Source organism: Bacillus sp. FJAT-27231 (assembly GCF_001183975.1).
Taxonomy (GTDB): domain Bacteria; phylum Bacillota; class Bacilli; order Bacillales; family Domibacillaceae; genus Pseudobacillus; species Pseudobacillus wudalianchiensis.
Window position 1 is genome coordinate 1,876,098 of the sequence record NZ_LFZU01000001.1, and the last position, 14,974, is coordinate 1,891,071.

Annotated in this window: 10 protein-coding genes; 8 read left to right on the forward strand and 2 right to left on the reverse strand. The window is 39.5% G+C overall.

Going from position 1 to position 14,974, the window contains the following annotated elements; translation table 11 throughout:
• Positions 1 to 280 precede the first annotated feature (280 nt).
• From AC623_RS21425 to AC623_RS08790, 6 genes are all read left to right on the forward strand, one after another.
• Complete coding sequence (locus tag AC623_RS21425; protein WP_156187013.1) at positions 281 to 418, forward strand: hypothetical protein; 138 nt, start codon at positions 281 to 283, stop codon at positions 416 to 418.
• Positions 419 to 491: 73 nt separating this feature from the next.
• The gene (locus tag AC623_RS08770; RefSeq protein WP_049662101.1) at positions 492 to 977 is read left to right on the forward strand and encodes a (Fe-S)-binding protein; all 486 of its coding nucleotides are present in this window, start codon (positions 492 to 494) and stop codon (positions 975 to 977) included.
• 138 nt (positions 978 to 1,115) lie between these two features.
• Positions 1,116 to 2,270, forward strand: a complete 1,155-nt coding sequence (locus AC623_RS08775; RefSeq protein ID WP_049662102.1) for an acyl-CoA dehydrogenase family protein — start codon at positions 1,116 to 1,118, stop codon at positions 2,268 to 2,270.
• On the forward strand, positions 2,267 to 3,328 hold the full coding sequence (locus AC623_RS08780) for an acyl-CoA dehydrogenase family protein (RefSeq protein ID WP_049662103.1): 1,062 nt from the start codon (positions 2,267 to 2,269) through the stop codon (positions 3,326 to 3,328). The genes AC623_RS08775 and AC623_RS08780 overlap by 4 nt, the downstream gene beginning before the upstream one ends.
• Complete coding sequence (locus AC623_RS08785) at positions 3,309 to 4,136, forward strand: enoyl-CoA hydratase/isomerase family protein (protein ID WP_049662104.1); 828 nt, start codon at positions 3,309 to 3,311, stop codon at positions 4,134 to 4,136. The genes AC623_RS08780 and AC623_RS08785 overlap by 20 nt, the downstream gene beginning before the upstream one ends.
• Positions 4,137 to 4,151: 15 nt before the next feature.
• Positions 4,152 to 5,336: a CaiB/BaiF CoA transferase family protein gene (locus tag AC623_RS08790; RefSeq protein WP_049662105.1), complete on the forward strand. Its 1,185-nt coding sequence runs from the start codon at positions 4,152 to 4,154 to the stop codon at positions 5,334 to 5,336.
• Positions 5,337 to 6,054: 718 nt separating this feature from the next.
• On the opposite strand, the gene AC623_RS08795 is transcribed toward AC623_RS08790, so the two are convergent.
• A complete protein-coding gene (locus AC623_RS08795; protein ID WP_049662106.1) occupies positions 6,055 to 6,387 on the reverse strand; it encodes a hypothetical protein in 333 nt (110 codons plus the stop codon).
• Between the two features lie 861 nt (positions 6,388 to 7,248).
• Here AC623_RS08795 and AC623_RS08805 point away from each other — a divergent pair.
• The gene (locus AC623_RS08805) at positions 7,249 to 12,798 is read left to right on the forward strand and encodes an S-layer homology domain-containing protein (protein WP_049662108.1); all 5,550 of its coding nucleotides are present in this window, start codon (positions 7,249 to 7,251) and stop codon (positions 12,796 to 12,798) included.
• A 457-nt stretch (positions 12,799 to 13,255) separates the two neighbouring features.
• On the opposite strand, the gene AC623_RS08810 is transcribed toward AC623_RS08805, so the two are convergent.
• A complete protein-coding gene (locus tag AC623_RS08810; RefSeq protein WP_049662109.1) occupies positions 13,256 to 14,128 on the reverse strand; it encodes a LysR family transcriptional regulator in 873 nt (290 codons plus the stop codon).
• A 129-nt stretch (positions 14,129 to 14,257) separates the two neighbouring features.
• Here AC623_RS08810 and AC623_RS08815 point away from each other — a divergent pair, with 129 nt between their 5' ends.
• Complete coding sequence (locus AC623_RS08815; RefSeq protein ID WP_049662110.1) at positions 14,258 to 14,959, forward strand: CoA transferase subunit A; 702 nt, start codon at positions 14,258 to 14,260, stop codon at positions 14,957 to 14,959.
• Positions 14,960 to 14,974 lie beyond the last annotated feature (15 nt).

Consider the following 14,974-nt stretch of genomic DNA (forward strand, 5'->3'; position numbering starts at 1 on the left):
TAAAAAAAGCATAATTATGCAGCCTGGGCTCTATATTGATATAGACTCAGGTTGTTTAATTTTAGTATTGGGGATTGCCTTGCTTATTTATTTCACCGATGATGTTTGCTAATACATCAACAAGCTTTTTGATTGTCCACCCGATCATTTGTATTCCGTATGTTATTCCTTAGTACTAACAGGGTTAAGCGGAGGCAATGAAATCCACCGTCCCCGAGATCAAGATGCCGAAAAAGAAAGAGAATACAAAGTATTGCCTTCCATTGGGAAGAAGACTTATATGGTTGGATTTTTTGTTGGCTGTATTATGGATACGATGTTCTTAAAAACCAATGATGACAGTGTGAAACTGCTGCAGCTAACAGGCTGTGAAGCTCTTTTGCATCATAGTGGGAAAAAAGAAAGGCTATTTCACTAGCTCAAAAGAATATTGGATTATTTGAAAAATATGATTTTATTTTATTGGCAATAGTATCGGTGGCTGTAGTGCGATGTTAGTGGAGTATCCTGAATCGTTTGACGAACATTCAAAATGGCATGCTCATGCAGAAAAGTCTGCCGCGCGGTGTAAAGATATTAGCGTTTTATTAGCCGAGAGTTCATTGCCATTTACTAAAGAGATTCGAAAAGTTGTCGCATACCAACCTTCGTGTCATTTCCGGCATGTTCAAAAAGTCAGTAATAAGCCTGAGCCATTAATAAAGAAGATACGAGAGATTGATTATCGCTTTTTTGAAAAACAGGACATGTACTGCGGATTAGCAAGAATCTACAATGTTGTCCACTACAATGAAGCGATGGGAGTGTTGGGTCAAAAGATGAATCATATTCAAAAAGTGGAGTCAGATATCATCGTCACAAGTAATTCGGGCTGCCATTTACAGATGAAATTAGGTGCCAGGCGCGTAGGGAAGGCAGAAAAAATCAAAGTTGTTCATATTGTTGAACTCCTAGCTGAAGCCTGTGGGATACCCTAATTCTTAATCAACAAATAAATTCAGGTCAAATTTTCTGTTAATTATAAATTAACAAATAAAGTGAAGGTAGATTAATTTGAATTTATATACACCGTTTGCGTAATGGTTACGCTATAACGGTAAAAGGAGTGAGGAGTGGTGAGACAATTACAACTTCCGGCATTTAAATTTACGGAAGAACAAAAAGAGTTTCGGAAAGAAGTACGTTCTTTCTTACAAGCTGAGAAACAAAAAGGAACATTTGACACACATGCTGATTCTTGGCTGAGCGCTTATAGTAAGGAATTTTCGAAAAAGATTGGGGCACAAGGCTGGATTGGGATTACATTCCCGAAAAAATACGGAGGGCAAGCACGCTCCTCAATTGACCGTTACATCGTTACAGAAGAGCTTTTGGCTTTTGGAGCTCCCGTTGCATCACACTGGTTTGCAGATCGTCAATCTGGGCCGTTACTTTTAAAGTTTGGAACAGAAGAACAGAAGGAATTTTTCATTCCAAAAATCGTGAAAGGTGAATGTTATTTTTCCATCGGACTTTCTGAACCGAACTCAGGATCTGATTTAGCATCACTAAAAACAAATGCTGAAAGAGTGGATGGCGGCTGGATCGTTAATGGAATGAAGACATGGACCTCTGGTGCTCATCATTCGCACTACATGATCACCCTTTGCCGAACTTCTCCTCAGGATCCAAAAAATCGTCATGGGGGTATGAGTCAGCTAATTATTGATCTTAAATCTGATGGTGTAACCATTCGGCCAATTCAGTTCTTAACGGGTGAACATCATTTTAACGAAATCTTTCTTGAAAACGTTTTTGTTCCAGATAACAGAGTAGTTGGCGAAGTTGGAAATGGCTGGGCACAAGGGTTAACTGAACTGGCATTCGAACGAAGTGGTCCGGAACGAATTTTAAGCACATTTCCACTGCTTGAAGAGGCGATTCGTTTATTGAAAGAAAAAAAGGATCATAGAGGTTTGATGGATGCTTCGAAACTAGTAAGCCGAATGTGGTCACTGCGTAATATGTCGATAGGGATTGCATCTCTGCTTGAAGAGAAAAAAGATGTGAACTTAGCAGCTGCTCTAGTGAAAGATCTTGGCAACAGCTTTGAGCAACATGTAGCTGAAGTCATTCGGCTTCTTTTACCAGCGGTACCAAGCAAGAATGTGGAAGATGAGTATGTCAGGCTGTTAGCGGAATCCATTTTACACGGCCCAGGGTTTACTATTCGTGGGGGGACAACTGAAATCCTCAGAGGAATAGTAGGAAAAGGAGTGATATCTGCATGAGTGAGATGAAATCACTTATTGAAGATACTGCTGGAAAAATTTTAAAAGACTTATCGACTAAAGAACAACGTGAACGTTTTGAAGAAGGTGAGTGGGCGAGTTCACTTTGGAAAACGATTCAAGAATCCGGGCTAACATTACTTGGAATTGAAGAAGAGAAAGGTGGAGTCGGCGGGGATTATGAGGACATTTTTGCTATCTTGCGCGTCGTTGGAAAGTACGCTGCTCCAATCCCTTTAGCTGAAGTTATATACGCCAATCAATTTCTTGCCACACATGACGGTGAGGTGGAGGATAAATTAAGAGTCGTTCATTTCACAGAAGAAAGTTCGATGATTCAATCTCCGTATAAGTTGATGCATGTTCCATACGGAAGATATGTTGACGAAGTGATTGTGATCCGGCAGGAGGGTCAACAAGTTTCTTATTCAATTGTGGATGTATTAACAGGTGACATTGAGAAGAATGCCAATTTAGCTGCAGAGCCTCGTGATAACTTAACCTTTTTAAATTTAGGAGAAACAAAGAAATTAGATCTAAGTTTTAAAGAGGTTTTAGAAAATTACACAAAATTCTTAGCGCTTAGCCGTGTGGCAATGATGACGGGTGCGATGGAAAGTGTGCTCGCTTTATCTGCCTTTTATGCAAAAGAGCGCCATCAGTTTGGTCGTCCCCTGCACAGGTTCCAGGCCATCCAGCATCACCTGACTGCAATGGCTGGCGAGGTGGCTGCTGCTTATTCAACACTTTCTGTGGCGAGTTCATTTTATCCATCAGACTTAGGGAAAGAGCAAATTGCAATGGCTAAAATCGAGTTATCCGCTAACGCAAATGTAGTCGCAAAAGCTGCACACCAGCTTCATGCTGGAATTGGGATGACATATGAACATGAACTTCATCATTTTACTCGTCGTTTGTGGTCGTGGCGTGAAGAAGCAGGAAATGAGACATATTGGGCTGATCAGTTAGCTAGTTTGTATCAGGCTCGAGAAGAAACGATTTGGGAATCGATTACTCATGTAAAAGGAGAGGAAACACATGCCGGATCTACTGTTTGAAGTAAATAATGAAATTGCAACAATCACATTAAATCGTCCTGAAGCACTGAATGCGTTTAGTGGCGAAATGCTTGATTTATGGATTGATTCGCTTGAGAAAGTGAGGGATTCAGATGAGATTTCTGTTTTAATTGTCCAAGGAGCAGGAAATGGTTTCTGCTCTGGTGGAGATATTAAGGAGATGATCGCTGGTAATGGATTCTACAAGTCGGACCAAGATAATGTTTCAAAAGGAATCAATCGTAAGAACTCACTATGGAAAAAAGTACAGCGAATTCCTCTTTTGTTAGAAGAAATCGATAAACCAGTGATTGCGAAAGTACATGGAGCGGCCTTTGGAGCAGGACTTGATATGGCTCTAATGTGTGATATTCGTTTTGCTTCGGAATCAGCCCGGTTGTCTGAAAGCTATATCAAAGTAGGAATCGTACCTGGAGATGGTGGAGCGTACTTCTTGCCGCGGCTTGTCGGCCGGGATATGGCATTGCATATGTTGTGGACAGGGGAAGTGTTGACAGCAGAAGCAGCAAAAGAACGCGGACTTGTTACATTTGTTGTACCAGATGAGAAACTTGACCAAGCAGTTGCAGACTACGCAAAAGGTTTAGCCAATGGTCCTCAACTGGCAACGCAGCTCATCAAGCGTGCAGTCTATCAAAATAGCGAAATGTCATTACGCTCTTCACTTGATTATATTTCATCGAAAATGGCGCTTGTCATGGAAGAGGAAGATCACAAAGAAGGTGTGCAGGCTGTCATGGAAAAAAGAAAACCGAATTTCGGGAAAAATGAAACGTCAATAAAGTAAAAGAGGTGAGTTAAATTGTTACAACCCCTGCATGATATACGTGTGCTTGATTTATCTAGAGTTTATGCGGGCCCAGTTGGAGCGATGACACTTGGAGACATGGGGGCAGACGTCATACGCGTGGAGCCGCCAGGCGGATCGGATAGTTTGAGGGAGTGGGGACCTTTTAAAAATGGAGAGAGTACTTACTATTTAAGTGCTAATCGTAATAAAAGGTCTATTACTCTTAATTTAAAAACTGAAGAAGGAAAGAAACTATTCCTAGATTTAGTAGAAAAGTCAGACGTCGTCATTGAAAATTTTAAGTCTGGAACGTTGGAAAAACTCGGGCTAAATTATGAAGTTTTAAAGGAAAGAAATAAGGGTCTCATTGTTTGTTCGGTTACAGGATTTGGACAGAATGGCCCTCTAGGTTTATTGCCCGGATTTGATCCAGTCATACAAGCGATGAGTGGGTTGATGGATGTCACGGGTGCCCCAAATGGTGAAGCGACAAAAGTAGGGATTCCGATTGCGGATATTATTACTTCGGTTTATGTGGCATTAGGGATAGTAGCTGCAATAAGGCAAAGAGATCTAACAGGAGAAGGCCAATATATCGACATGTCTTTGCTGGATGTACAAGTATCGAGTATGGCCAATGTGGCGACTGCTTATTTAAATACTGGAATGATCTCTGTGCGGAAAGGCAATCAGCATAATAATGTAGCACCCTATCAATTATTCCAAACAGCTGACTTTCCCATCATGATATGTGCAGGGAACGATCACTTATTTCGAAAGTTATCTCGCGCCTTGGATCATCCAGAGTGGGGCAGTGATGAACGCTTTTTAACAAATAATGATCGAAAACAACATGAAGAAGAATTAGTTCAGCTTATTGAGGAAGTATTAGTGACTAGGATGTCAAGTGAATGGGTTGAAATTATTTCAAAAGCTAAAGTTCCTGTGGGACGTGTTAATAATATTCAACAGGCATTGGAGCAAGATCAAGTAATCGCTAGGGGAGGAATCGAAATAGTTCCTCATACTACGGGTGAGGTAAAGCTGCTGGCCAGTCCGCTTCGGCATAGCGGGTTAAATATCCAAACTAAATTTGGCCCGCCGACGCTAGGTCAGCACAATCAGGAGGTATTTGAAGAACTTCTTCGAATAGGGAAAGAAGAACTTTCAGTTTTGTCAAAAAACAATGTAATATGAAGAGAGTTAGTCTGAAAAGAGGTGCTCTCAATGGAGAATGGAAGTTTTAAAAGTAATTATTCGATGTCTTTGGTTCACTATTGATTTTTGAGTGCAAACGCATTTAAACCGATATAAAATAAACAACTTTAAAGAGCCTTTCTATAATAAAATGTAGGAAGGCTCTCATATTTTTATATCATAATTAAATAACTTTATTAGCTCTTTATACAATGGCTAGCTAGAAGAATAAAATATAAAAATTCAAATTGTGCAAAATTCAAATTACATTTAAATAAAAATAGCTTCTTTTACAATCTTATAAAGGACAGCATATCTTAATTATTTCTTTTTATGACAAGTTTCTTCATATTATATATACTCTCCTAAAATTTCATCTTTCCAGTAGTGAACAGCATTCTGCTCCCACTCGAATATTTTCTCCAGATAAATCATGGTCGTTTCGATTTTTTCATGCCTCAGGCTTCGCATAGTTTTATAAATATCTGCACCGGAATGAATGGGCGGTGACTCGGCAGGTCCGTCCACTCAATCGCCTTTCCAAAATATTGAGCGAGATAAGAGGAAGAGAAAGCCTTGCCAGTACTAGTGGGGAATCGTTATTCTCTGAAAAACGGGTATCTGGAAGTCTTGCTTCCCTATAATGGCGAATGTTTTCCGTCACTTTTGGCGTCAGAGGAATAGAGCGGTGCTTGTTGTCTTTTCTCCACACGGACAGCTAGTATCCTCCAACCAAGCTGTCATACTTCAGGGCAGAAACCTTTATTTTACATAACTCTACATTTCGTAAACCTGTTGCGTCTAGTATTTGCATAAGGCCGAAAAGAACAGGGCGGTTCTCACGTTTAAAATAATCCAGCAGCTGGACGACCTCGTTTGGCCCTGAGTCTCGATTAGGCCGGCCTTCTTTTCGGACCGTGGCACTGAGCAATCCCTCATGGCCGGCTTCCTTAATATAGTCCGACCGGTGAAGGAAAGAGAAGAAGCTTTTCCAAATCATTGTTTTCCTGGCGATCGTTGCTGGGGAGTAAGGCCCTTTTTTTAAAAACACGAGGACCCCGTTCCCCTACCCACGCTTGATATCTTCTTAAATGTTGCTTGCTTAAACTCTTAAACAGGGACCCTTCAATGAGGGAAAAAGAGAAAAAGAGGGAATCAACATGCAAGGAGGTTGTTTTGCGAATTTTTGTAGAAAGAAATTGGGAATAGTAAATTTTGATGGAGAGGAAAGCCTGGAGCAATTTGAGAGCTTGGCCTTGTCATTTTGCTTCCAACCAAATCATAAAGGGAGTGCCAGCAAAGCACTCCCTTTTAAGACAACAATAATAAATATTATGTAAAGTAAAGAGAATACCTGCCTGTCTTTACCGATATTTTATCCTGTAAATAGATAGTAAACCTAGTTGCAGTTAGGTCTCCTTTGAATAAAAAATATTATAAGATAAGGCCTATTATACAGTTAAATTTAAAAGAGAAATCTCTGTTCATTTTTTTTATTAAAAAGAACTTTTCAAAAGTAAAAGAATACCTATCAGTAACTTTCACTGAATGGATGAATGTAAACTCTTTTGCCCATTTATAAATCGGAACTTTTGATACACCACATTTGCGGCTTAATTGTTTACTGAGCTGCATGAATGAGACAAAACAATAATCGTCTTCTTTAAGTCATCAGTATATTTTTCTTCTGCGGATTTATGTTCTAATTCGGTCACATCCTCTCAAAATAATTACAACGTCTTAATTAAACTCTGTCCACAAAACCACGCTAACTCTACGTTTTTGTATACTTTGAATAATTGGTCTATAAACCTATTTTTTGAAAATTAACTTCATATTAACAATCTGCTTACAGTAAAAGTACAATCTTTATTTAAAATGTAAACGAAGCATTTTTAATAAGGAGGAAGTTATGAAAAAAAGGTCCGTCTACATGTTAGCACTTGCCGCTTGTTTATCTGTTCCAACATTTGCATCAGAAATATCTGCCGAAGGGATGACGGAGTCTGTACAAACACCCATATTAGATGTTCAAAAAAACCCCTCATTATTTATTACTGAGTTGGTTCCGAATACAACTAATGTACCTGGCAGTTCGACCGATGCCTACGAGTTTATTGAGATATATAACAATAGCGATCAGCCTGTGTCATTGAAAAATTATCAATTAATTTATCGCTATCCAGATGGAAGTAAAGGAGATGCAACATGGACATTTAAAGAAGATAAAACGATTCCTGCACAAGGCACGATCGTTGTTTGGGTGAAAAATGAAGCCAACAAAGATTTGACATTAGCTGACTTTAACAAGCAGTTCAATAGTCAGTTAACAGAAGATCAATTGGCGACGGTAGAATCAGCGGGAATGTCGAATACGGCTGCACGGACATTAGCGATTGCTGATACATATAATAACGAATTATCGGAAGCGAGCTATTCAAAAGATCAAGTACAAGAAAATAATGGTATTCAATATCAATTATCGGCTGATCAAAAGAAGATGGAAGTAATCCATTTTAATGAGCCGGCCACTCCAGGAGCAGTCTTGCCAGAGCAAGTGCCGGAAGAACCTGTGCATGTTGTTAAGGATACAACAGCACCTGTGATTGAACATACTCCTGTGGCTTCTATTCAAGCAGGTGAAGATGTCCAATTGAATGCTCAAGTGACAGATGATATAACGGTGAAAAATGTCAAAGTCACGTATCGCTTGAATCAAGATAGCCCTTGGACAGAAATAAATATGTCAGCTGATGAACAGAAGCCTAATACATATGCAGTAATGATTCCTAAAGAAGAGATTGCAGGACAGGAAATCTTTTATCAAATCCATGCATTTGATGGAGTGAACATATCAAAAACAGAGGAATATAAAGTAACTGTAGAAGGACATACATACGATTCGCAAAAAGTGCCTGAGCTGTTAATGACGGAAATCGTACCTGATTCCACTAATGTTGGCGGGCTTGATGGGTATGAATTTATCGAGGTGTATAACAATACGACAGAAACGGTGAACTTGAAAGACTATAAAATTCGTTATCGTTATCCAGCAGAAGGCCCAGGTGCCGATTTGATTTGGGGACCAGCGAAAGAAGACATCCTTTTGCCATCAGGTGAAACGATGGTATTTTGGATTATTAATGGGCCGAATCAAGACAAAACAGTGGCTGACTTTAACAGTCACTATAATGTTGATTTAATAGAGGACAAAAATATAGTGAGAATATTTTCTGGAGGGATGGCAAATAGTGGAGCCCGCGGTATTTCGATTGCAACAAATACAGGGAAAGACGTTTCAGTAGGCTATTATAATGATGAAGGAACAAAAGATGATACGATAGCCGACAAAGGCATTTTCTATACATTCCCGACAACACCAGGCGACACGGTAATGAAGAAGTATAGCAGTGGCACGAATGCAGCAACACCGGGAACACTAGCCGATCGTCAAAAGCCGGATCAAAAGGTGAAATTACCGATTGATAATGAAAAGCCAGTCGTATCGGATGTCACGGATCAAACACCTGTCTCTGAAATGAATGATATCCAATTAACTTTTGATTTAAAAGACAATCGTGCTGTGAAAACAGCTCGTTTATTTTACAAAACAAATAAGGATTCTCAGTATCAAGCTGTTGATTTAACAGAAAACTATGATGATAAACTGTATCATCATACCATTTACTCTCCTAGTTTAATAGGCAAACAATTGGTTGAATATTATTTGGTTGTGTCGGACGGAGTGAATGAAATAAAGACAGAGCCGAAGAAAATGCCTATTTTGCAAGACCAGCAGCAAACCGGGATTGGTTTGAATGTAGAAGATGATTCTTTATTAAATAAAACAGCTTTAATTAAAGCTTCCCATCCAAAAGAATATGCGAATACGAAGCTTTCCGTTGATGGCACGGACGTGACATCGGAAACAACACCAGCTTTAACAGAACCAGCCTATTTTGCTTTCGATGTAAAGAAGGTAAACCTTTATTTTAAAAATGGTGTCACAATTGGCGATGAAGCGTTGCATATTTTCGATGATACGATCGATACATATGTAACAAAAACTGTTCCGGTCGATCCAAAATATTTTGAGCAAGGAAAGAATGCTATTATTTCCATCCGCTCTGGAACAAAGGTGTCTCCTTTTGATCAAGAATCCGAGGAAAACCGAGATGATTTTTATATAAAAAACATTCGGCTCGTATTAAAAGATGGAACGATCATTTATGATCCTGCTTACAGCAATCCAGATAAAGAAATTTCAGTAGGAGACGGAGCGTCAGCCAAACCTGTCATTGATTTCTCTTTTAAAGTGCCAGAGGAGAAATTTATTGCGAAAGCTTATAAGTGGGACACTACGAAAGTAAAGGAAGGTATTCACGTTGTGGAGGCTGCCAACGGAGAGGAAAAAGCCAAAGCGAGCGTCATTGTTGATAATAGCGGGCCAGTCTTGACATCAACTCTAGAAGAGGGGAAAGAATATAAAGGTCCGATCTCTATTAATGTTGAGGCAAAGGATGATTTGTCAGGGGTTGATAAAGTAACAGCAGAGCTTGATGGCAAAGAAATCAGCCTTCCACTTGAAACATCTTCAGCCAAATTAAAACCGGGTGCACATACGCTAAAAATAACAGCTGTCGATCAGGTAGGAAATGAAGCAACTAAAACTGTTGCATTTCATGTTGCTGAAGAACAGCCGTATAAGCCAGAAGCAGTGAATCCAAAAGATGGTGCAAAGAACGTTTCTGCTTCTACAAAATTAAAAGTGAAAGTGTCTGACCCAACAAAAGATGAGCTTGATGTGGCATTTATGAAAGGTTATCAGTACAAAGCGAATGAAGCGGACCATGTGTCTGTATACGAAAACAATGTGGATCGTGAACCGCCAAAGGAAATGATCCCTGCTGGAGAACAGCCTGTGACAGATGTTGATAAGTTAGCAGCGGCTGATCAACAATATGTGACGACGAAGTCAACAAATCAATTTCCGTACCAACGCTTTGAAGTAGAAGTAGACGAAGAAGTTAGTGAAAATGATGAAATTGAGCTGAACTGGGAAGGGAAATCACTAATTGGCCGTAAAGTGTCCATGTATGTATGGAATTACAAAGCGAACAAATGGGAACTAACAGAGTGGAAAGTGGCGGAAGATGATAAGAACTTTAAGTTACGCGGTAGTGTGAAAGGCTCCGATTATGTGAAGGATAAGAAAGTACAGGTAATGGTTCAAGATGAGATTGCCTCGACAACTCAATTTGATTATTCCTTTATTTGGATGTCTGACACACAATATTACTCTGAAAGCTATCCGCATATTTTTAAAAAAATGACAGAGTGGACCGTTGCTCAAAAAGAAGAGATGAATATTAAATATGCCTTCCATACGGGAGATCTTGTAGATGAGTCTGACCAGGAGTATCAATGGAAACATGCTGACGAGTATATGGGATATTTAGATAAAGGAAATGTTCCGTATGGTGTGTTGGCTGGTAATCATGATGTTGGTCATAAAACAGGTGATTATAATGAGTATGGAAAATACTTTGGAGAAGCTCGTTTTAAAGACAAAGATTACTATGGAGAATCTTATAAAAATAACCGTGGGCATTATGATTTGATTAGCTCAAATGGCAATGATTTTATCATGCTGTACATGGGATGGGGAGTCAATGATGAGGATATTGCTTGGATGAATAAAGTGCTGGCTAAATATCCTGATAGAAAAGCGATTCTAAATTTCCATGAATACTTACTGGTGTCAGGAAATCGCAGTCCAATCGGTGATAAAGTGTATAACGAGGTTGTGCTTCCGAATCAAAATATTATTGCTGTTTTATCTGGTCATTATCATGATAGTGAGACGTTAGTGGATGAGATTGACGACGACAAAGATGGCATGCCTGATAGAAAAGTATATCAAATGCTAGCTGATTACCAAGGTGGCCCAGAAGGTGGACAGGGATTCCTTCGTATTATGCAAGTGAATCCCGTTGAAAATAAAATTTACATGAAAACGTACTCCCCCTACCTTGATAAATTTAATTATTACAATACGAGTGAGTATCCAGGAAAAGATGAATTTGTTATTGAAACGGATTTGACACCAAAGGAAAAAGTAGTAGCTACCGACTCCTTTGAAGCAAATGTATTCACAGATAAGAAAATCGGTGAACAAAAAGGAGTGAAAGACCAACAAACCCCAGAGATTTCTTGGAATAACCTTCAAGCAAATACAGAGCATGGCTGGTATGTCACCGTCAAAGATCAATTTGAAGGAGAAGTGCGTTCAGACGTATGGACGTTTACAACAAAAGCAAAGGAAACAGGCGGAGGCGGTGGTGGAACAACAGAGCCACCTAGCAAACCAGAAGGTCAAGAGAAAGTGATCGAAATCAACGAAGAACAAATCCAAGCAGGTTCACAAGAATGGCTGCTTGATATGAATAAAGAGAAAGTTGAACGGATGAGTCTGGCTCTATCAAAAGAGTTAGTGAAGAAATTAGCTACTAGTCAGCAGCCGATGAAAGTTGTTCTTGATGGAGGGCATGATATTATACTTTCACCAGAAAATCTCGCTTATTTACAAGAGCAAGACGGCGAAATGATTCATATCAAAGTGTCCAAACAAGCGCAAGTGGCCAAAGCTTCAGTTGCTCCTCAATTCAAATCCGAGATTGTAAAGATATCTATTTTAGCTGGAGAGAAAACAGTTATTTCTAATTTGCCGACACCTCTTTTATTAAGTATGAAGTTAAACGGTCCCGTTGAAAAAGATAAAATAACAGGTGCTTCTTATAATGAGAAAACACAGAAGTGGGAGTATGCCGGGGGCTATTTGCAAGGGGAACACTGGGTCATTCCGATGAGACAAGATTCTATGCTCACCGTACTTTCCAGTGATAAAGTCTTTAAAGATACAAATCAGCACTGGGCAAAGAAGGAAATTCATTCTCTTGCTTCAAAACTCATCACAAGTGGAAAAACGGAGGATCTATTCGCTCCGGAGCAAAAGTTAACAAGAGCTGAATTTGCTGTTTTACTAGTTCGTGCGATGCAAGTGCCAATGAAAGAATATGAGGGAATTTTTATGGATGTCCCAGAAAGCAAGACCTGGGCAGCTGCTCAAATTGAAGCAGCCAATCGAGCAGGTATCGTGTCAGGAAAAAAAGGAGGAGTATTTGATCCGGACGCCAATATTACCCGTGAACAAATGGCTGCAATGATTATACGTGCGATCGGGTATCAGCAACCGCAATTACTAGATTCGTTGAAGTTAAATCAGGTATTTAAAGATGACAAGCGCATAAATGATTATGCCAAGGTTCCTGTCAAACAAGCTGTAGAGCTGGGCATTATTAATGGCTATAAAAATGGGAAGTTTGAACCGAAGAAGGAGACAACGAGAGCAGAAACAGCTGTTATGCTTTATCGAATGCTGAACAAATTGAATGTAAATTAATAAAGAAAAGCCAGCAAAAAAGATTTCTGCTGCTGGCTTTTTGTTTGATTTTTCTCAAGCATCTAACTTCTACTATACCAACGATAAGGAGTGATAATCATGAAAGAAGAGAAGGACCAAATTAAACAAGAAAATATTGTAGATAAGGAAAAGGAAGTTCAGTTTGTCAAATATTGTAGATAAGGAAAAGGAAGTTCAGTTTGTCAAAGAAATGGATTCGGAAGCACTAAATGTCATCAAACGATTGTATGACAGGACATTCATGGGCTTGGTAGACCGGTGAACTATTTAACTTATGACATTGCTGCTAAAATTAACTGTGATATAGTCAGGATCTATAGCCTTATGAAATGGTAGAAGTCAAAGATTCTACTACACTATTAGATAACGCAATCCATCATCTTTGATATTTTCCATATGAAAAAACATAAACCCTAACCTGCTTCCTAGTAGACTTTTATTTCTTCAGCATTTTTAACAGCTCTTTTAAGGCGAAAGAGTGGTAGGCATTTTTCTTTGTAATAATGCCAAGTTTCCAGAGAAGAGGAGAGTGTTTGATCGGGACAATTTTGATTTCTGGGTTATTTTGTTTGTAATAAATGGACTTTGGCAAAAGAGTGATACCAAGTTGGGACGAGACAAGTTCAATGATGAGATCCCATTGTGAGCTTTGATAGGCTATGGACGGAGTGAACCCCGCGTCTTCGCATGCCCGCTTGATATAGTCATGAAGTGTAAAGCTCTCGGAAAACAAAATAAATTTTTCACTTTTTAATTCATTAAGGGAAACGTTCTCTTTCCCTGCAAGCCTATGATTTTCATGAATATATAAAACAAATTCATCCTGGATAAATGGATAAGTATTAAATTTCTCTTCATCAGCTGGTAAAACGATGATGCCAAGGTCAATCTGTCCCTCTTCAACAAGCTGAGCGATGAGCTTGGCCCCAAGTTCAACCAGTTCAAGTGAAACTTTTGGGTATTTCTTATGGAAGCGTCGGGCAATATCCGGAAAAAATAACGTGCCAATCAAGGGCGGGATACCGATTTTAATTTCGCCGGCGGCTATGTCCATTAATTCATCTAACAGTACGCCTAGTTCGGTTAGGGCACTAAATGCTTTTTGACCTTGCTGATACACAATTTTTCCCGCATCCGTCAGCTGCAAATGGCGTGTGGAGCGATCAAACAGTTCCACATGTAATTCTTCTTCTAGCTTTCTAACCGCTTTACTCAAGGAAGGTTGAGATAGATAAGAGTGAGTGGCGGCTTTTGTAAAGCTTCGATGCTCTGCTACTTCCATAAATGACTTCAAATCTCTTAATTCCATGGATGCCTCCTATTTATTCCTTAAAAGCATAGAATGTATTCAATTTATGTATTTTACTTATAAAAATTGAAAATGTAAACTTATAGATAGGAAAAATTCTAAATTTTTAAACAAAAGGGAGGCGTTTCGGTGAAAGAGGGAAAAGTGATTCATTCATTTAAAGAAGCTGTCAGAGACATACAGGATGGTTCGACCATTATCGTTGGCGGCTTTGGACTTTGTGGCATTCCAGAATTATCGATTCAGGCGATTAAAGAACAGGGAACGAAAGACTTAACCGTCGTTAGCAATAACTGTGGAGTCGATGACTGGGGTCTTGGCCTTTTACTTGCGAACCGCCAGATCAAAAAAATGGTGTCTTCTTATGTGGGAGAAAATAAAATATTTGAACAGCAGTATCTGAGCGGTGAGCTAGAAGTCGAATTAACACCGCAAGGCACGTTAGCAGAACGTATTCGAGCAGGTGGAGCAGGTATTCCAGGGTTTTATACTCCAACCGGTGTTGGAACGCCGATTGCAGAAGGAAAAGAAACGAAGGTATTTGACGGCAAAACATTCTTGTTGGAAAGAGGGATTGTCGGGGACTTTGCACTTGTGAAAGCATGGAAAGCAGATACACTCGGGAATCTGGTTTACCGGAAAACATCTCGTAACTTTAATCCCCTTGCTGCTATGGCGGGGAAAATTACCATTGCAGAAGTGGAAGAGATTGTGGAACCAGGAGAACTAGATCCAGATGAAATCCATACACCAGGCATTTATGTTCAGCGTTTATTGCTCGGAACGAATTATCAAAAGCGGATTGAGCGGTTGACCGTTGCGCAAGCATAATAAAAAAGGAACGGA

Bases quoted from the DNA above. Each gene is read 5' to 3' on its own strand.
- AC623_RS21425 (WP_156187013.1), top strand. From the start codon at position 281: ATGGTTGGATTTTTTGTTGGCTGTATTATGGATACGATGTTCTTAAAA.
- AC623_RS08780 (WP_049662103.1), top strand. From the start codon at position 2,267: ATGAGTGAGATGAAATCACTTATTGAAGATACTGCTGGAAAAATTTTA.
- AC623_RS08810 (WP_049662109.1), bottom strand. From the start codon at position 14,128: ATGGAATTAAGAGATTTGAAGTCATTTATGGAAGTAGCAGAGCATCGA.
- AC623_RS08785 (WP_049662104.1), top strand. From the start codon at position 3,309: ATGCCGGATCTACTGTTTGAAGTAAATAATGAAATTGCAACAATCACA.
- AC623_RS08770 (WP_049662101.1), top strand. From the start codon at position 492: ATGTTAGTGGAGTATCCTGAATCGTTTGACGAACATTCAAAATGGCAT.
- AC623_RS08805 (WP_049662108.1), top strand. From the start codon at position 7,249: ATGAAAAAAAGGTCCGTCTACATGTTAGCACTTGCCGCTTGTTTATCT.